The organism is Stutzerimonas sp. FeSN7, from assembly GCF_030263795.1.
Lineage (GTDB): Bacteria > Pseudomonadota > Gammaproteobacteria > Pseudomonadales > Pseudomonadaceae > Stutzerimonas > Stutzerimonas stutzeri.
Window position 1 is genome coordinate 871,989 of the sequence record NZ_JARPMN010000001.1, and the last position, 17,814, is coordinate 889,802.

Below are 17,814 nucleotides of genomic sequence, written 5' to 3' on the forward strand. Positions count from 1 at the left end.
TTGACTATGCGAGTGGATTACTCGGCAGCGCCTTCTTCTTTCGGAGCGTCTTCCTTGCTCACGCGCGGAGCGTGAACGTTGGCAACCGGCAGGTCGCTGCCGTGGGCCAGGGCGACCAGCTCAACGCCTTTCGGCAGTTTGATGTCGGTCATGTGCAGAACCTGACCAACTTCGACGTTGGCCATGTCGACTTCGATGAATTCCGGCAGGTCTTGCGGCAGGCAGGAAACTTCGACTTCGTTGAGGTTGTGCAGGATTTCGCCGCCTTGCTGCTTCACGCCAACCGAAGTTTCCTGGTTGATGAAGTGCAGGGGTACGGTAGCGGTCAGCTTGTGGCCGGCAACGACGCGAACGAAGTCGGCGTGCAGGACAAAGCTCTTGGCCGGATGGCGCTGCAGGGCCTTGATCAGAACGGATTCGGTCTGGCCGTCGACGTTCATGCTCAGCACGTGGCTGAAGGAGGCTTCGTTTTCCAGCAGCTTGGCCAGATCTTTGGCCAGGATGCTGATGGACTGCGGGGCCTTGTCGCCACCATAGATGACGGCCGGAACCAGGGCGGCGTTACGACGCAGGCGGCGGCTCGCACCTTTCCCCAGGTCGGAACGCACTTGGGCATTCAGGGTGAAATCGGTCATTTCGTTTCTCCAGTAACAACATTACCCGTCGCGCTTGCGACCAGCGCTCGGGCTGTTGGGCAAAAAGCCCCGCGCGAGGCGGGGCACATTACGTTCAGTGCGGTGTGCCAAGCGTTCGCTTAGCGGAACATCGCGCTGATCGATTCGGCATTGCTGATGCGGCGTACCGCTTCAGCCACCACTGGCGCGATGTCCAGCTGGCGAATTCGGGTGCAAGACTGGGCGGCGGCCGACAGCGGAATGGTGTTGGTCACCACCAGCTCGTCGAGCACGGAGCCTTCGATGTTCTCGATGGCGCGACCGGACAGGATCGGGTGCGTGCAGTAGGCGTAGACCTTGGCAGCGCCATGGTCTTTCAGCGCCTTGGCGGCATGGCAGAGGGTACCGGCGGTGTCGACCATGTCGTCGACCAGGATGCAGGTACGGCCTTCGATGTCACCGATGATGTGCATCACTTCGGACTGGTTGGCCTTCGGGCGACGCTTGTCGATGATCGCCAGGTCGACGCCGAGGGACTTGGCCACGGCACGGGCACGCACCACGCCACCGATGTCGGGGGAGACGATCATCAGGTTCTCGAAGCGCTGGGCCTGGATGTCGTCGACCAGGACCGGCGAGCCGTAGATGTTGTCCACCGGCATGTCGAAGAAACCCTGGATCTGGTCGGCGTGCAGGTCGACCGTCAGGACGCGGTTGACGCCGACGACGTCGAGCATGTCGGCCACGACCTTGGCGCTGATCGGCACACGGGCCGAACGCGGACGGCGATCCTGACGGGCATAGCCGAAGTAGGGGATCACCGCGGTGATGCGCGAAGCCGAGGAGCGGCGGAAGGCATCGGCCAGCACCACCAGTTCCATCAGGTTGTCGTTGGTCGGCGCGCAGGTCGGCTGAATCAGAAAGACGTCCTTGCCGCGAACGTTCTCGTTGATCTCGACACTGATTTCACCGTCGGAAAACTTTCCGACGTAGGCATCACCGAGGGGGATATGCAGCTGACGTACGACACGCCGGGCCAGATCGGGGTTGGCGTTCCCCGTGAAGACCATCATCTTGGACACGCGCAGTACCTGCCTGAGGGTGGGTCCGATGAATAAAAAGCTGTTCAAAAGGCGAGCTCTTGAACAGCTTCAAGTGTATGGCAGGGGCGGCTGGATTCGAACCAACGCATGCCAGGATCAAAACCTGGTGCCTTACCGCTTGGCGACGCCCCTGTAGGGTCAACTTCTAGTGCGCTGGTCGTACGAACCTTGGAAGGTTATGGCAGGGGCGGCTGGATTCGAACCAACGCATGCCAGGATCAAAACCTGGTGCCTTACCGCTTGGCGACGCCCCTGTATCGTACAACCCTTGTGCTACGCACTCGCTTCCTGTGCCATCCGTTCCAGGCTTCGGTGCAACATCGAGACGTTGCGGCCGCGGGCCACGAAACTCGGCAAAGTGGCTGGAAGTTGGCGGCGGACTTTATCAGCCTCGCCCTCGTTTGGGAAGCTCCCAAACACACAAGCTCCAGTGCCGGTCATCCTTGCCTGAACGAATTTGTTCAACAAGCTCAAAGCGTTACGAACTTCGGGATAACGCTTCTCGACCACCGGCTGACAGTCGTTATGACCGCCCCCTGCAAGAAGGCTGCGAACTGTAATGGCCGGGGTATTACGTGTCAACTCCGGGTCGGCAAATATTTCCGCTGTACTAACAGAGACTTGCGGCGCTATGACGAGGAACCAGGACTCGGGGAGATCGACCGGTTGCAGGCGCTCTCCGACCCCTTCGGCGAAGGCCGCGCGACCGCGAACGAACACCGGTACATCGGCCCCGAGGTTCAGGCCCAGTTCGGCCAGGCGATCTTCGCCAAGTCTGGTATTCCACAGATGGTCGAGGCCGACCAGGGTGGTGGCGGCATCCGAGCTGCCGCCGCCGATTCCGCCGCCCATGGGCAGGCGCTTGGTCAGCTGGATGTCGGCGCCCAGCGCACAGCCGCTTTCGCGCTGCAGCAGGCGTGCGGCACGGACGATCAGGTTGCTGTCGTGGTCGACGCCTGGCAATTCGGTGAGCAGGCGGATCTGCCCGTCCTCTCGCGGACGCAAGACCAGTTCGTCACCGTAATCGAGGAACTGGAACAGGGTCTGCAGCTCGTGATAGCCATCGGCACGACGCCCGGTGATGTGCAGCATCAGATTGAGCTTGGCCGGCGCCGGCAGGGTCAGCATATGCATTCAGCGGCCCAGCTGGCGCGGTTGCCAGTCTTTGACCACCAGGGTGATCTGCAGGTCATGACCTTCCAGACGGATGCGCTCGGGCAGGGTGAAGCCGTTGTGCTCGGCGTAGGCCAGGTAGTTCACCTGCCAGCCGTCCTGCTCCAGGCGCGCCAGGCGGCTGTCGCTGTCCAGGCTCAGGCGGCTGCGGCTGTCCGGTGCGGGCAGGCCGCGAACCCACCACAGCAGGTGCGATACCGGTAATTGCCAGCCGAGCTGAGCCTCTACCAGCGCTTCCGGCGAATCCGCTTCGAAGCGGCCTTGGCCGGCCACTTCCAGTGAAACGGCGTCCGGTCGGCCGGTCAGTCGGGTGGCGCCGCGGCCAAGCGGGCCGGAAAGGCGTATGTCGAAATACTCCTGGCGCTGCAGCCAGAACAGCGTGCCGCTGCCGGATTCCTGCGGCGCTCGGATGCCGATCTTGCCGCTGATCTGCCAGCCGTCGAGGGTCTCGACCTGGCTGCGGTGCACCTTCCAGGCCGCCGCGTTGCCGGGGCCTTCGACCGATTCGCGCGGGCCCATGCCGGCACAGCCGGCGAGCAGCAGGGCCAGGCAGGGGGCGACGAGTTTTTTCAGAAGGGTCATGGCTCAAGGCTTCTCCGATCCGGTCAGCCGCTTGAGCGTTTCGCGCAGGATCTGGCTGTCGGGTTGTAGTTTGAGTGCCTTCGACCAGACCGCGCGGGCCTCGCTGCGTTCACCCTTGGTCCAGAGTACCTCGCCCAGGTGCGCCGCCACTTCGTGGTCGGGGAAGCGCTGCAGGGCCTTGCGCAGCAGGGCCTCGGCTTCGCTGAGGTTGCCCAGACGGAAATTGACCCAGCCGAGGCTGTCGAGAATTGCCGGGTCATCGGGGTTGAGCTGGTAGGCCTGTTCGATCAGCTGCAGTGCTTCCTGATGGCGATCGGTGCGGTCGGCGAGGGTGTAGCCGAGGGCATTGAGCGCCATGGCATTGTCCGGCTCACGCTCGATGATGAAGCGCAGGTCACGTTCCAGTTGGCCCAGGTCGCCGCGCTTCTCGGCAAGCATGGCGCGGGTATACAGCAGGTTGAGGTCGTCGGGGAATTCGTCGAGCGCCTGCTCGACCAAGCTCCAGGCCTGCTCGGTGCGGTTGTGCTCGGAGAGGGCTTCGATCTCGATGAGATACAGCTGGATGGCATAGTCGGGTTGCTGCTGACGGGCGTCGGCCAGCACCGCGGAGGCTTCCTCGTCGCGGTTGGCGGAATACAGCAGTTGGCTCTGCAGCAGCTTCGCCGGGAGAAACTCGTTGCCTGGGCCAACCTGCGCCAGTGCGGACAGTGCCTTGGCATTCCGCCCCATGGCCTGATAGGCGCGGCCAAGGTTGAAGTGGGCAGCATCGACATGGCTGCCGCGCTCGACCAGCTCCTCGAGGTAGACGGTGGCTTCGCGCCAGGCTTCGGCCTCCATGCAGACCAGGGCCATGGAGAAGCGCAGGTCATCGTCGGCGGGGTACTGCTGAACCAGGGTGGCGAACTCGCCCATGGCGTCTTCCAGGCGTTCCTGTTCGACCAGCAGGCGCGCATAGGTCAGGCGCAGGCGCTTGTCCTCGGGATGCTGCCGCAGGCTTTTCTCCAGCAGTGTGAGGGCCTCGTCGCTGCGTTGCAGGCTATGCAGCAGGCGCGCCTCGAGCAGGATGGAGGGGATCTGCCGCTGCTTGGCCGGCTGCTTCTGCAGCAGGGCGAGCGCTTCCTCGCTGCGATCGTCCTGTTGCAGAAGTACGGCCTTGCCAAAGGACAGCTGCGGATTGTCCGGGTGCCTGGCCAGCAGCTTGTCGAAGCTCTGCAGTAGGCCGGCGCGGGTTTCCGGATCGGTTTCCGAGGCCGACAGGGCGAGGAAGTCGAAGTGCGTGTCGCCCTGGCCCTGCAGGACCTTTTCCATGAACTCCATGGATTCCTCGTAGCGCCCGGCGCGCGCCAACTGCACGGCGGCGGCGCGCTGGGCGTCGAGGTTCTCCGGTGCATTGCGTGCCCAGATCAGCGAGGTGTCCAGCGCAGCCTGGTCGGCGCCGAGGTATTCGGCGATGCGAAAGCCGCGCTCGGCGACACCGGCATCCTGCGTCGCATGTGCCTGCTGCACATAGTTGCCCAGAGCGATATCGAAGCGGTTGCGCTGCCCGGCGAGTTCCGCGACCAGCAGTGCATAGAGGGACTGACGGGTGAACGAGCCGTACTCGGTGACCTCGCTGGCGGCGGCCTCCGGCGCAGCGTCCTCGACCGGCGGGCCGCTTTCCGGCGCTTGCTGGGTGAAGGTCTGGCAGCCGCCGAGAATCAGCAGGGCGGCAAGTGCGGCGAGTCTATTCATAGAGGGAAATGTACGGCTGGTGTGCGGTCGCGGCATGATGACACAAGCCGCAGGGCAAGCCCATGGCCCCATGGGGCGCGCAGGCCGGTTTGGCCGGCATTCGGCCGTACCAATCGAATCCGACAATCGAGGGCAATGGTTGTTCTCCATCTGGCGAAGTAGGAGAATTGCGCGCTCCGTTATCGAATCAGCGATTCTGCATGGCTTTCCTCGCGCTTGGCATCAATCACAAGACCGCTTCGGTGGACGTCCGCGAGCGCGTAGCCTTCACGCCGGATCAGATGGTCGAGGCCTTGCGCCAGCTGTGTCGCGTCACGCCAACTCGCGAGGCCGCGATTCTTTCGACCTGCAATCGCAGCGAGCTCTATCTGCAGCAGGATCAGCTGGAAGCCGACGCGGTATTGGCCTGGCTGGCCAACTATCACCGCCTCAGCCTCGACGAACTCAAGGCCTGCGCCTATGTGCACGTCGACGACCAGGCTGTGCGTCACATGATGCGCGTCGCCTCCGGGCTCGACTCGCTGGTGCTGGGCGAGCCGCAGATTCTCGGGCAGATGAAGTCTGCCTACGCAGTCGCCCGCGAGGCCGGCAGTATCGGCCCGCTGCTCGGACGACTGTTCCAGGCCACCTTCAGCACGGCCAAGACCGTGCGGACCGACACGGCCATCGGCGAGAACCCGGTGTCCGTGGCCTTCGCTGCGGTCAGTCTGGCGCGGCAAATCTTCAGCAACCTGCAGCGCAGCCAGGCGCTGCTGATCGGCGCCGGCGAAACCATCACCCTGGTGGCGCGTCACCTGCACGAGCAGGGCGTGAAGAAGATCGTCGTCGCCAACCGTACCCTCGAGCGCGCCAGCGCCCTGGCGGCGGAGCTGGGAGCGCAGGCGATCCTGCTCGCCGACATCCCGGAAGAGCTGCACAACAGCGACATCGTCATCAGCTCCACCGCCAGCCAGCTGCCGATCCTCGGCAAGGGTGCGGTGGAGCAGGCGCTGAAGCGGCGCAAGCACAAGCCGATGTTCATGGTCGATATCGCCGTGCCGCGGGACATCGAGCCACAGGTCGGCGAGCTGGATGATGTCTATCTCTACACCGTCGACGACCTGCACGAGGTGGTCGCGGAAAACCTCAAGAGCCGTCAGGGTGCTGCCCAGGCCGCCGAGGAGCTGGTCGCCGCCGGTACCGAGGATTTCATGCAGCGCCTGCGCGAGCTGGCCGCAGTGGATGTGCTCAAGGCCTATCGGCAGCATGCCGAGCGGATTCGCGACGACGAACTGAGCAAGGCCCAGCGTCTGCTGGCCAATGGCGCCAGCGCCGAGGACGTCCTCGCCCAGCTCGCCCGGGGGCTGACCAACAAGCTGCTGCATGCCCCCAGCGTGCAGCTGAAAAAACTCTCCGCCGAGGGCCGCGTCGAGGCGCTTAGCATGGCCCAGGAACTCTTCGCCCTGCACGAGGGCACGGAAAAGACATGAAAGCTTCGCTGCTGAACAAGCTGGACATCCTGCAGGACCGTTTCGAAGAGCTCACCGCGCTGCTCGGCGATGCCGAGGTCATCAGTGACCAGAACCGCTTCCGCGCCTATTCGCGCGAATACGCCGAGGTCGAGCCGGTGATCGTCGCCTATCGCCAGCTGTGCAAGGTCCAGCAGGACCTCGAAGGCGCCCAGGCGCTGCTCAAGGACAGCGATCCCGACATGCGCGAGATGGCCGAGGAGGAAGTGGCCGAGGCCAAGGCGCAGCTCGAAACCCTGGAAGCCAATCTGCAACGCATGTTGCTGCCCAAAGACCCGAACGACGGGCGCAACGTGTTCCTGGAAATCCGCGCCGGTACCGGCGGCGACGAGGCGGCGATCTTCGCCGGCGACCTGTTCCGCATGTATTCGCGCTACGCCGAGAAACAGGGCTGGCGCGTGGAGATCCTTTCCGAGAGCGAGGGCGAGCACGGCGGTTACAAGGAAGTGATTTCCCGCGTCGAGGGCGACAACGTCTACGCCAAGCTCAAGTTCGAGTCCGGCGCGCACCGCGTGCAGCGTGTGCCGGAAACTGAGTCGCAAGGGCGTATCCACACCTCGGCGTGCACCGTGGCGGTCCTGCCGGAGCCGGACGAGCAGGCGGCCGTGGAAATCAATCCGGCCGACCTGCGCATCGACACCTACCGCTCCTCGGGCGCCGGCGGCCAGCACGTCAACAAGACCGATTCGGCGATTCGCATCACCCACCTGCCGACCGGGATCGTCGTCGAGTGTCAGGAAGAGCGTTCCCAGCACAAGAACCGCGCCAAGGCCTTGGCCTGGCTGGCGGCAAAGTTGCAGGACCGCCAGGATGCCGCGGCGCACAAGGAAATATCCGAGACGCGCAAGCTGCTGGTCGGGTCCGGTGATCGTTCCGAGCGCATCCGTACCTACAATTTTCCTCAGGGCCGCGTCACCGACCATCGGGTCAACCTGACACTGTATTCGCTCAACGAAGTGATCGGCGGCGCCGTGGAGCAGGTCATCGAGCCGCTGCTGCAGGAATACCAGGCCGACCAGCTGGCCGCGCTGGGCGACTGATCCTTGCCGCCTTGCGGCGTTTCCACGAGCATCCCATGCCTACCATCGAGTCCCTGCTGCACAGTGCCGATCTGCCGGATTCGCCGAGCGCCAGGCTGGATGCCGAGTGGTTGCTCGCTGCCGCCCTTGGCAAGTCCACCAGCTACCTGCGCACCTGGCCCGAGCGTGAGGTGCCGGGCGACCTTGCCGAGCGCTTCGCGGCTGATCTGGCCCGCCGTCGGCGCGGCGAGCCGGTTGCCTATATCCTCGGCCGCCAGGGCTTCTGGAGCCTGGAGCTGGAGGTCGCGCCGGATACCCTGATTCCTCGTCCGGACACCGAGCTGCTGGTGGAAACCGCTCTGCAGCTGCTTCCGGCAACGCCGGCCCGGGTACTCGACCTGGGCACCGGAACCGGTGCGATCGCGCTGGCGCTGGCGGCTGAACGGCCGCAGTGGCAGGTCAGCGGTGTCGACCGCATCGAGGCCGCGGTCGCGCTCGCCGAACGCAATCGCCTGCGCCTCGGGCTGGGCAATGCCCACTTCGCACGCAGCGACTGGTTCGCCGAGGTGACGGGGGAGCGCTTCCAGTTGATCGTCAGCAACCCGCCGTACATCCCTGCCAGCGATCCGCATCTGCAACAGGGCGACGTGCGCTTCGAGCCGCAGAGTGCGCTGGTGGCCGGGGTGGACGGGCTGGACGACATCCGTACGATCGTCGCCCAGGCTCCCGCCCATCTGACCGCGGGCGGCTGGTTGCTGCTGGAGCATGGCTTCGATCAGGCGCCGGCGGTGCGTTCACTGATGGCGGCGCACGGCTTCGAGGCGTGCGAAAGCCGCTGCGACCTGGGCGGCCACGAGCGCGTCAGTCTCGGGCGGCTGCCATGACCTTTCTGTTACGCGAGGTGCTCGATGCTGAGTGACGAAGAACTGCTGCGTTACAGCCGGCAGATCCTGCTCAAGCAGGTCGATATCGAGGGGCAGCTGCGTCTCAAGCAGAGCCGGGCGCTGATCGTCGGCCTCGGCGGGCTCGGCTCGCCGGTGGCGCTGTATCTCGCGGCTGCAGGGGTTGGCGAGCTGCATCTGGCTGACTTCGACACGCTGGACCTGACCAACTTGCAGCGCCAGATTGCGCATGACAGCCGCTCGCTGGGGCTGCACAAGGTGGATTCGGCCATGGCCCGGCTGGAAGCATTGAACCCGCATGTGCGCCTGATTCCTTATCGCAGCGGGCTGGATGCCGACTCGCTGGATGCAGTGGTTGCCCAGGTCGATCTGGTGCTCGACTGCACGGACAATTTCGCCATCCGCGAGGCGGTCAATGCAGCCTGCGTGAAGGCCCGAAAGCCCCTGGTCAGCGGTGCGGCGATTCGTCTCGAGGGACAGCTCTCCGTGTTCGATCCCCGAGTCGAAACGAGCCCCTGTTACCACTGCCTTTACGGGCACGGTAGCGAGACAGAACTGACCTGTAGCGAGGCAGGGGTCCTCGGTCCACTGGTAGGCATGGTCGGCAGCCTGCAGGCGTTGGAGGCGCTCAAGCTGCTAGCCGGTTTCGGTGAGCCATTGATCGGTCGTCTGCTGCTGATCGACGCGCTGTCCAGTCGTTTTCGCGAGTTGCGGGTCAAGCGCGATCCGCACTGCGCGGTGTGTGGTTCAGGCGATGCCTGACTGTACGGCGCCCGTGGGCGTATTCGATTCCGGCGTTGGCGGGCTCTCGGTGCTGCGCGAGATTCGCCAGCGCCTGCCGCACGAATCGCTGCTCTATCTGGCGGACAGCGTCCACGTGCCTTACGGCGAGAAGAGCCCCGAGTACATCCGCGAGCGCTGCCGCATCATCGCGGCGTTTTTCGTCGAGCAGGGTGCCAAGGCCCTGGTGGTGGCCTGCAACACCGCGACGGCGGCCGGCGTGACCGAGCTGCGCGAGCTGTATCCGGATTGGCCCATCATTGGCATGGAGCCGGCGGTAAAGCCCGCCGCCGCGGCCACCCGCAGTGGCGTGGTAGGCGTGCTCGCCACCACCGGTACGCTGAAAAGCGCCAGGTTCGCCGCATTGCTCGATCGTTTCGCTGCGGACGTGCGGGTGATCACTCAGCCTTGCCCGGGGCTGGTCGAGCGCATCGAGGCCGGCGATCTGAATAGCGTCGAGCTGCGCGTGATGCTCCAGGGCTGGGTCGAGCCACTGCTGGCGCAGGGCTGCGACACGCTGATCCTGGGCTGCACTCATTACCCCTTCATTCGTCCGCTGCTGAGCCGCCTCGTGCCTCGCGACATCCGGTTGATTGATACTGGAGCAGCGGTTGCGCGCCACCTGGCTGAGGTGTTGACGGAGCGCGGCCGGCTCGCCGACGGGGAAAGCAGTTGCCGATTCTATTGCAGCGGCGATCCGCAGCGAATGGCCGAGGTGCTGCCTATACTTTGGGGTGAACATGCAGAGGTCGAGTTGTTCTCCCGATAGGAACTCCCAAAGCAATGGAGTTTCTCAACTGATGCTGGCGACAAATAACCAAACACAAACGCAGTGTTTTTTATAAGGAAGTTCCCATGAAAAAACTGTCCTCCCTGGCTGCGGTAGCGGCGATTTCCCTGGGGCAGATGGCGGCTGCTCACGCCGTGGATCTCACCGTTGCGGTCGGTCAGACCGATGAGTCGACCATGACCTATCGCCTGGGTGCGCAATTCGACTTCAACAGGAGCTGGTTCCAGACCAGCGTCGGGCGACTGACCGGCTATTGGGATGCAGGTTACACCTACTGGGAGGGCGACGAGTCCACCAGCAATCACAGCATTTCACTGGCACCGGTCTTCGTCTACGAGTTCGCCGGCCAGTCGGTCAAGCCTTACGTCGAGGCGGGTATCGGTGTGGCGGCGTTCGAAAACACCGAGGTGGAAGGCAACCGTCTGGGGTCGTCGTTCCAGTTCGAGGACCGTATCGGTGCGGGTCTGCGCTTTGCCGGCGGCCATGAGGTCGGCGTACGTGCGATCCATTACTCCAACGCGGGTATCAAGAAGCCGAACGACGGCGTCGAGAGCTACGCTCTGCACTACCGGATGGCGTTCTAAGCGATAGCGTCCAGGCTGCAGGGCTGTCGCCGGCCCTGCAGTGCTCTCAGGCGGCCTCAGCCATACGCCGTGGCGCTGCCCTTGCGCTCTTCGCGGCAATCCTGCGAGCCCAGTTCGAACTCCCGGCAGATCAGCGGCCGCTGCGCGTAGATGGTGCAGCGCATGCTGTCCCGGTCGAGCGCCGCGCACCAGCCGTCATCCAGCCTACGCATCACTTCGCCGCCCCAGCTGTCCCTGTCGATGAACCGCTGCGGTACACCGGTATCGCCGAACAGCATGACTTCGAGACGGCAGCAGCACGCCGCGCAGGTGGAGCAGCTGACGATGGGGTCTTCGAGTTGCTTGAGCGGGATGGTCGAGTCAGTCATGACGGCAGTCTAGCCAATGTGATCGGCTCGGGCAGAGAGGCGGACGGCCCCAGCGGGCGTGGGGGCGCTAATTTCAGGATTCTTCGCTCAGCTGCTTGTTGCGCCACCCCTTGCCGCCGGGCAGCACCAGGTTGAGCAGAAGCGCGATGATCGCGCACAGCGAGATGCCGGACAGGGTGAACTCGCCGTAGCCGATCGCCATGCCGCCGATGCCGAACACCAGCGTCACCGAGACGATGATGAGGTTGCGTGCTTCGGACAGGTCGACCTGATGGCGGATCAGCGTGCTCAGGCCGACCACCGCGATCGAGCCGAACAGCAGGCAGAGAATGCCGCCCATGACCGGTACCGGAATGCTCAGCAAGCCGGCGCCGAACTTGCCGATGAAGGCCAGCGCGATGGCGAATATCGCCGCCCAGGTCATGATCTTCGGGTTGTAGTTCCTGGTCAGCATCACCGCGCCCGTCACTTCGGCGTAGGTCGTGTTCGGCGGCCCACCGAACAGGCCGGCCGCGGACGTCGCCACGCCGTCACCCAGGAGCGTGCGATGCAGGCCCGGCTTCCTCACATAGTTGTTGCCGGTCACGCTGCCGATGGCGACCACGCCGCCGATATGCTCGATCGCCGGAGCCAGGGCTACGGGGACCATGAACAGAATGGCGCCGATGTTGAACTCCGGTGTGATGAAGTTGGGCATCGCCAGCCAGGGCGCCGCGGCGATGCCGCTGGTGTCGACCACGCCGAAGGCAAAGGACAGGCCGTAGCCCACCGCGACGCCGGCGAGAATCGGCACCAGACGGAACAGCCCCTTGCCCAATACCGCTACCAGCAGCGTGGTGATCAGCGCCGGCATGGAGATGAACATCGCCGTGTGGTACGTGATGAGTTGAGCGCTGCCGTCGCCGGCCTTGCCCATGGCCATGTTCACAGCCACCGGCGACAGCGCCAGGCCGATGGAAATGATCACCGGAGCGATGACCACCGGCGGCAGCAAGCGGTCGATGAAGCCCGGTCCTTTCAGGCGCACGGCGAAGCCCAGCACCATGTACACCAGCCCGGCCGCCACCACGCCACCCATTACGGCCGGCAGCCCGAACTCACCCTTGGCGGCGATGATCGGGGCGATGAAGGCGAAGCTCGATGCAAGGAATACTGGCACTTGACGCTTGGTGACCAGCTGGAACAGAAGCGTGCCGAGACCGGCAGTGAACAGCGCCACGTTGGGGTCCATGCCGGTGATCAGCGGCATCAGCACCAGTGCGCCGAAGGCGACGAACAGCATCTGCGCGCCGGCCAGTACCTGCCGGCCTACCGGCTCCTCGGGATGCGACATGCTCAGATGTCCTTCTGCTTGGTGCCGAAAATCTTGTCACCGGCATCGCCCAGGCCCGGAACGATGTAGCCATGCTCATCCAGGCGCTGATCGATGGAGGCGGTGAAGATCAGCACATCAGGGTGCGCGCTCTCCACGGCGGCGATGCCTTCCGGTGCGGCAACCAGGACCAGCGCGCGAATCTCCTTGCAGCCGGCCTTTTTCAGCATGTCGATGGTGGCGACCATCGAGCCGCCGGTGGCAAGCATTGGATCGATGATGATCGCCAGGCGCTGTTCGATTTCCGGGACCAACCTTTCCAGATAGGTCTGCGCCTGCAGCGTGTCTTCGTTGCGGGCAATGCCGACCGCGCTGACCTTGGCGCCGGGAATCAGGCTGAGCACGCCATCGAGCATGCCGATGCCGGCACGCAGAATCGGTACTACGGTAATCTTCTTGCCGGAGATCTTTTCCACCTGAACGGGGCCGCACCAGCCATCGATGCTGTAGTGTTCCAGCGGCAGGTCCGAGGTCGCTTCATAAGTGAGGATCGATCCCACTTCCTGCGCCAGTTCGCGGAAATTCTTGGTGCTGATGTCTGCACGGCGCATCAGGCCGAGCTTGTGGCGGATCAGCGGGTGGCGGATCTCTCGAATGGGCATTATGGCCTCCGGCGGGCAAATAAACCGGCTTAGATTAAAGCATCGCCGGGGCAGCGGCTATTCGCGTGTCATCCGGCCGGCAGACTTGCTGCGCGCGGCGAGGGTGGGTATCTTCCCCGCCCTTTCGCGAACGGCCGAAAACCGGCTGTTCGGTCAGGTTTTCGCTGTCCGGATTCGCCTGGCATCACGGCGATTCAACCGCACGAGCTGCCAGCCCCGGCTGGTGCTCCCAACTAAATTCTCTGGGGAATCGCTTCATGTCCGTCGATCTCGCACATATCCGCCAAGTCATGGCCGAGGCAGACTGCCTGTACACCGAGGAACAAGTCGAAGCGGCGATCGCCAAGGTTGCCGAAACCATCAACGCTGAACTGGCCGAGCGCAACCCGGTGGTGTTCTGCGTCATGAATGGAGGGCTGATCTTCTCCGGCAAATTGGTGCCGAAGCTGAACTTCCCCCTCGAGCTGTCCTACCTGCATGCGACCCGTTACCGCAACGAGACCAGCGGCGGCGAGCTGTTCTGGAAGGCCAAACCGGAGATTTCCTTCATCGATCGCGACGTGCTGATCATCGATGACATCCTGGATGAGGGGCACACGCTGGGCGCAATCATCGATTTCTGCCGTCATGCCGGGGCTGCCGCCGTGCATACCGCGGTACTGATCAACAAGGACCACCAGCGCAAGGCGCGCCCGGATCTGAAAGCGGACTACGTTGGGCTCGGCTGCATCGACCGCTATATCTTTGGTTGCGGGATGGACTACAAGGGCTACTGGCGCAACGCCCCTGGTATCTACGCCGTAAAGGGCATGTAAGCGTCTCGGCGGAGCTCATTGTCATGCGCGCCCGCAATGAGTGCGCAGCCACACGGCCGCGACGATTCGCCGACCTGGCGGCAGTCATGCGCGCTGCGATCTGGGAGCTGCGGCAGTTACGTTTCGATTGGCCCCATATGCGCTTCCTAAAGTAACGCAGCGGTGGCGTGTCCGCGCCTGATCCGCTCGTTCTCGCGCTGGCTGCGTTTGGTGTTTCACAATGCCGGCTGCCTTGATCCAGATGGATTGGGCTGCTTATCGGCATGGTGAATACTACTTTCGGATAGCCAGCCGACATTTCTTCATTTCAACCGCACGAAAGGCTCTGCGGCGGGCTTTGCGCTTCTAGCGTTCACGGCTAAGCTCAGAACATCCTTAAATACGCATGGCTGAACGAAATCACGCTGAAAGCCAATGCTGGAAAGGCTATTCATACTAAAGGATTACAAGCTAAATCAAACCTTAGTGCGCTTAACCCTCCTTCTACGTCTGGGTAGGGTTTACGCACTTCGAACCAATCAGGAGCGCCTCATGACAAAAACAACAAGGCAAGGAATCTTCCAGCCGAAGTCCCTAGCTCTCGCCGTAGCGCTGGGCACTGCCGCCCCGGCTTACGCCGTGAGCTTCAATATCGGCGAGATCGAAGGGCAATTCGACTCGGCGATGTCCATCGGTGCCAGCTGGTCCATGGCGGACAGGGACAGGGATCTGGTCGGCATCAACAACGGCGGTACCGGCTTTACCCAGACCGGCGACGATGGTCGTCTGAACTTCAAGAAGGGCGAGACCTTCTCCAAGATTTTCAAGGGTGTGCACGATCTCGAGCTTCGTTATCGCGATAGCGGTGCCTTCGTTCGCGGCAAGTATTGGTATGACTTCGAGCTGAAGGATGAGAGTCGTCTTTTCAAGGACATCAGCGACAGCAACCGGAAAGAAGCCGCTCAATCATCCGGCGCGCAAATTCTGGACGCGTTCGTCTATCACAATTATTCCGTTGGTGATCTGCCCGGGACCGTCCGTCTTGGGAAGCAGGTAGTGAGCTGGGGCGAAAGTACCTTTATCGGTAACAGCATAAACTCCATCAATCCCTTGGACGCTGCAGCATTCCGCCGGCCGGGTGCTGAGATCAAAGAGGGGCTGATTCCGGTCAATATGTTCTACATCTCGCAGAGCCTGACCGACCGGTTGAGCATGGAGGCGTTCTATCAACTCGAGTGGGATCAGACCGTTGCCGATAATTGCGGTACTTTCTTCGCTGTAGATGTCGTTCAGGATGGTTGTGATGCCAACTACCACGTGGGCAGCCCGGCAATCGCTCCTCTTCAACCCGTCGCTGCTGCGTTCGGGCAGGGGTTCGAAGTCACTCCTGAGGGTGTGGTTTTGCCGCGAGCTGGCGACCGGGATGCACGTGATTCGGGGCAGTTCGGTCTTGCATTGCGCTGGTTGGGTGATGCCACCGAGTATGGTGCGTATTTCATGAATTACCACAGTCGGACGCCAAACGTCAGTACGCGATCTGCTGGCTTGGCTACCGCAGCGCAGCTGCCTGGCATTATCGGTACAGCTAATGGGCTCGTGCCTGGTGCTGGCTCTGGTTTGGCGCAGAGCGTCATGCTTGGCAACGGCCGCTATTACCTTGAGTACCCCGAAGATATCCAGCTTTACGGCCTTAGCTTCTCTACGACATTGCCCACTGGCACCGCGTGGTCTGGTGAGATCAGCTATCGACCCAATGCACCGGTTCAGCTGAATACTCAAGACCTCACTCGGGCTTTGCTTAATCCCCTTGCGCCGGGAACCTCTCCCATTGAAAGTACTTTCGGTGCAGAAAATCGCGGCTACAACCGCAAGGAAATCACCCAGTTGCAGACCACATTCACTCACTTCTTCGATCAAGTACTGGGCGCTGGTAGGGTGACCGTGGTGGGCGAGGTCGGCTACACGCATGTCGGCGGTCTCGAGAGCACCAGCGAACTGCGCTATGGGCGTGATCCTATCTACGGCACCCCGGATGATCCAGCCGCTTTGGCCCGCTACGGCCGCCACGGTTTCGTCACCGCCAACTCCTGGGGCTACCGCCTGCGTGGCATCGCGGACTACGACAACGTCTTCGCCGGCATCAACCTCAAGCCCAACCTGTCCTTCTCCCACGACGTCGACGGCTACGGCCCCAACGGTCTGTTCAACGAAGGCTCCAAGGCGGTCAGCATTGGTCTGGATGCCGAGTACCAGAATATGTACACCGCCAGCCTGTCCTACACCGATTTCTTCGGCGGCGACTACAACACGCTGGTTGACCGCGACTTCCTCGCGTTCAGCGTGGGCGTGAACTTCTAAGGAGACCAGCCAAGTGTCCGGCCGATGAGGATGATCGGTCGGACATCAGCGACAGGCATGGGCCTCCGGCCTATAACAAGATCAAGAGGAACTGGAATCGTATGAAAACAACAAGAAAACTATTCAGTGTCTTGGCCTTCTCCCTGCTGGCAAGCAGTGTGATGGCTGCCGTCTCCCCCGAAGAAGCCGCCAAGCTCGGCACATCCCTGACGCCATTGGGGGCTGAAAAGGCCGGTAATTCCGATGGCAGCATCCCCGAGTGGACCGGCGGCCTGAAGACCGACGCCGCGCCGCTCAAGAACGGTCACCTGACCAATCCGTTCAAGGACGAGCAACCGAAGTTCGTCATCACCGCGCAGAACGCCGAGCAGTACAAGGACAAGCTGACCGCAGGTCAGTTGGCCATGTTCAAGCGTTACCCGGAAACCTACAAGATTCGCGTGTTCCCCACGCACCGTACCGTCGCTGTGCCGGATGAGATCTACGAGGCCGCGAAGAAAAGCGCAGTCAATACCGAGCTCGTCGAGGGTGGCAACGGCCTCGCCAACTTCACCGACAGCCGCTATTACGCCTTCCCGATTCCGAAGAACGGCTTGGAGGTGATTTGGAACCACATCACCCGCTATCACGGCGGCAATGTGCGACGCAACATCGTTCAGGCGACTCCGCAAACCAACGGCAGCTACACAATGGTTCACTTCGAGGACGAGGTGGCTTTCCCACTGGGCATGACGGATCTGGACCCGGAGCGCGCCAAGAACGCCTTGCTGTTCTTCAAGCAGCGTGTGACAGCGCCTTCTCGACTGGCTGGTAACGTGCTGCTGGTGCACGACTCGCTGGATCAGGTGAAGGAGCCGCGTCAGGCCTGGATCTACAACGCCGGGCAGCGTCGGGTTCGCCGCGCTCCGCAGGTCGCGTATGACGGCCCGGGTACCGCATCCGACGGTATGCGCACCACCGACAACTTCGACATGTTCAGTGGCGCACCGGATCGCTACGACTGGAAGCTGATCGGCAAGAAGGAGCTGTACATCCCCTACAACAGTTACGAGATCGCCTCCAGTGACCTGAAGTACGACCAGATTATCAAGGCTGGTCACGTCAATCAGGATCTGGCACGCTATGAGCTGCACCGCGTCTGGGAGATCGAGGCCACGCTCAAGAGCGGCGAGCGGAACATCTATGCCAAGCGTCGCTTCTTCGTCGACGAGGACAGCTGGACCATCGTTCAGTCTGAGCTCTACGACGGCCGTGGACAGCTCTGGCGCGTAGGTGAAGCCCATTCGCTGCAGTACTACCAGCACAAGGTTCCGGCCTACGCATTCGAGGCGCTGTACGACATCATTTCCGGCCGCTATATCGCGATCGGCATGAGCAACGAGGAGAAGCCTCATGAGTATGGCTATCGTGCCTCTGCCCGTGACTTCACGCCGGCCGCCCTGCGTAATGCCGGGGTACGTTGATCGTCTGATATTTGGCTTGTGAATAAGGCGGCCGGATTGGCCGCCTTTTTTTTTGCTTCCATCCAGCGGAT

At 62.7% G+C, this 17,814-nt stretch carries 17 protein-coding genes and 2 tRNA genes; 9 read left to right on the forward strand and 10 right to left on the reverse strand.

Annotated elements, in window-relative coordinates; all coding sequences use genetic code 11:
• Positions 1-17: 17 nt before the first annotated feature.
• The 7 genes from P5703_RS03955 to P5703_RS03985 form a co-directional block, all read right to left on the reverse strand.
• Positions 18-635 carry a 50S ribosomal protein L25/general stress protein Ctc gene (locus P5703_RS03955; protein WP_234492841.1) on the reverse strand — a complete coding sequence of 206 codons (618 nt, stop codon included), beginning with the start codon at positions 633-635 and terminating at the stop codon, positions 18-20.
• Between the two features lie 119 nt (positions 636-754).
• On the reverse strand, positions 755-1,696 hold the full coding sequence (locus P5703_RS03960) for a ribose-phosphate pyrophosphokinase (RefSeq protein WP_003294564.1): 942 nt from the start codon (positions 1,694-1,696) through the stop codon (positions 755-757).
• Between the two features lie 78 nt (positions 1,697-1,774).
• Positions 1,775-1,849, reverse strand: a tRNA-Gln gene (locus P5703_RS03965).
• Positions 1,850-1,896: 47 nt separating this feature from the next.
• Positions 1,897-1,971, reverse strand: a tRNA-Gln gene (locus P5703_RS03970).
• Positions 1,972-1,990: 19 nt separating this feature from the next.
• Positions 1,991-2,851 carry a 4-(cytidine 5'-diphospho)-2-C-methyl-D-erythritol kinase gene (gene ispE, locus P5703_RS03975; protein ID WP_125877063.1) on the reverse strand — a complete coding sequence of 287 codons (861 nt, stop codon included), beginning with the start codon at positions 2,849-2,851 and terminating at the stop codon, positions 1,991-1,993.
• On the reverse strand, positions 2,852-3,472 hold the full coding sequence (gene lolB, locus P5703_RS03980; RefSeq protein ID WP_020308412.1) for a lipoprotein insertase outer membrane protein LolB: 621 nt from the start codon (positions 3,470-3,472) through the stop codon (positions 2,852-2,854).
• Positions 3,473-3,475: 3 nt separating this feature from the next.
• Positions 3,476-5,203 (reverse strand): tetratricopeptide repeat protein, encoded by a 1,728-nt coding sequence (locus P5703_RS03985; RefSeq protein ID WP_014597507.1) that lies wholly within the window; start codon positions 5,201-5,203, stop codon positions 3,476-3,478.
• A gap of 200 nt (positions 5,204-5,403) precedes the next feature.
• On the opposite strand from P5703_RS03985, the gene hemA reads away from it, so the two are divergent.
• The 6 genes from hemA to P5703_RS04015 all read left to right on the forward strand — a co-directional run bounded on the left by hemA (position 5,404) and on the right by P5703_RS04015 (position 10,786).
• On the forward strand, positions 5,404-6,672 hold the full coding sequence (gene hemA, locus P5703_RS03990) for a glutamyl-tRNA reductase (RefSeq protein WP_013983768.1): 1,269 nt from the start codon (positions 5,404-5,406) through the stop codon (positions 6,670-6,672).
• Positions 6,669-7,751, forward strand: coding sequence for a peptide chain release factor 1 (gene prfA, locus P5703_RS03995; RefSeq protein WP_014597505.1), 1,083 nt, complete (start codon positions 6,669-6,671; stop codon positions 7,749-7,751). The genes hemA and prfA overlap by 4 nt, the downstream gene beginning before the upstream one ends.
• Positions 7,752-7,786: 35 nt before the next feature.
• Positions 7,787-8,614 carry a peptide chain release factor N(5)-glutamine methyltransferase gene (prmC, locus tag P5703_RS04000; RefSeq protein WP_265662073.1) on the forward strand — a complete coding sequence of 276 codons (828 nt, stop codon included), beginning with the start codon at positions 7,787-7,789 and terminating at the stop codon, positions 8,612-8,614.
• A gap of 24 nt (positions 8,615-8,638) precedes the next feature.
• Positions 8,639-9,394, forward strand: coding sequence for a molybdopterin-synthase adenylyltransferase MoeB (locus P5703_RS04005; protein ID WP_125886639.1), 756 nt, complete (start codon positions 8,639-8,641; stop codon positions 9,392-9,394).
• A complete protein-coding gene (gene murI / locus P5703_RS04010; protein ID WP_279641187.1) occupies positions 9,387-10,181 on the forward strand; it encodes a glutamate racemase in 795 nt (264 codons plus the stop codon). Before P5703_RS04005 ends, murI begins: the two co-directional genes overlap by 8 nt.
• Positions 10,182-10,267: 86 nt before the next feature.
• On the forward strand, positions 10,268-10,786 hold the full coding sequence (locus tag P5703_RS04015) for an acyloxyacyl hydrolase (protein WP_014597501.1): 519 nt from the start codon (positions 10,268-10,270) through the stop codon (positions 10,784-10,786).
• 56 nt (positions 10,787-10,842) lie between these two features.
• Here P5703_RS04015 and P5703_RS04020 read toward each other — a convergent pair whose 3' ends face one another.
• From P5703_RS04020 to upp, 3 genes are all read right to left on the reverse strand, one after another.
• Positions 10,843-11,154, reverse strand: a complete 312-nt coding sequence (locus P5703_RS04020; protein ID WP_285585597.1) for a YkgJ family cysteine cluster protein — start codon at positions 11,152-11,154, stop codon at positions 10,843-10,845.
• A gap of 73 nt (positions 11,155-11,227) precedes the next feature.
• Positions 11,228-12,487: a uracil-xanthine permease family protein gene (locus P5703_RS04025; protein ID WP_279639883.1), complete on the reverse strand. Its 1,260-nt coding sequence runs from the start codon at positions 12,485-12,487 to the stop codon at positions 11,228-11,230.
• Positions 12,488-12,489: 2 nt separating this feature from the next.
• On the reverse strand, positions 12,490-13,128 hold the full coding sequence (gene upp, locus P5703_RS04030; protein ID WP_090522262.1) for a uracil phosphoribosyltransferase: 639 nt from the start codon (positions 13,126-13,128) through the stop codon (positions 12,490-12,492).
• A gap of 257 nt (positions 13,129-13,385) precedes the next feature.
• Here upp and P5703_RS04035 point away from each other — a divergent pair, with 257 nt between their 5' ends.
• The 3 genes from P5703_RS04035 to P5703_RS04045 all read left to right on the forward strand — a co-directional run bounded on the left by P5703_RS04035 (position 13,386) and on the right by P5703_RS04045 (position 17,743).
• On the forward strand, positions 13,386-13,943 hold the full coding sequence (locus P5703_RS04035; RefSeq protein WP_135265968.1) for a hypoxanthine-guanine phosphoribosyltransferase: 558 nt from the start codon (positions 13,386-13,388) through the stop codon (positions 13,941-13,943).
• A gap of 531 nt (positions 13,944-14,474) precedes the next feature.
• Positions 14,475-16,280 carry a DUF1302 domain-containing protein gene (locus tag P5703_RS04040; protein WP_020308396.1) on the forward strand — a complete coding sequence of 602 codons (1,806 nt, stop codon included), beginning with the start codon at positions 14,475-14,477 and terminating at the stop codon, positions 16,278-16,280.
• 101 nt (positions 16,281-16,381) lie between these two features.
• Positions 16,382-17,743 carry a DUF1329 domain-containing protein gene (locus tag P5703_RS04045; RefSeq protein ID WP_279641189.1) on the forward strand — a complete coding sequence of 454 codons (1,362 nt, stop codon included), beginning with the start codon at positions 16,382-16,384 and terminating at the stop codon, positions 17,741-17,743.
• Positions 17,744-17,814 lie beyond the last annotated feature (71 nt).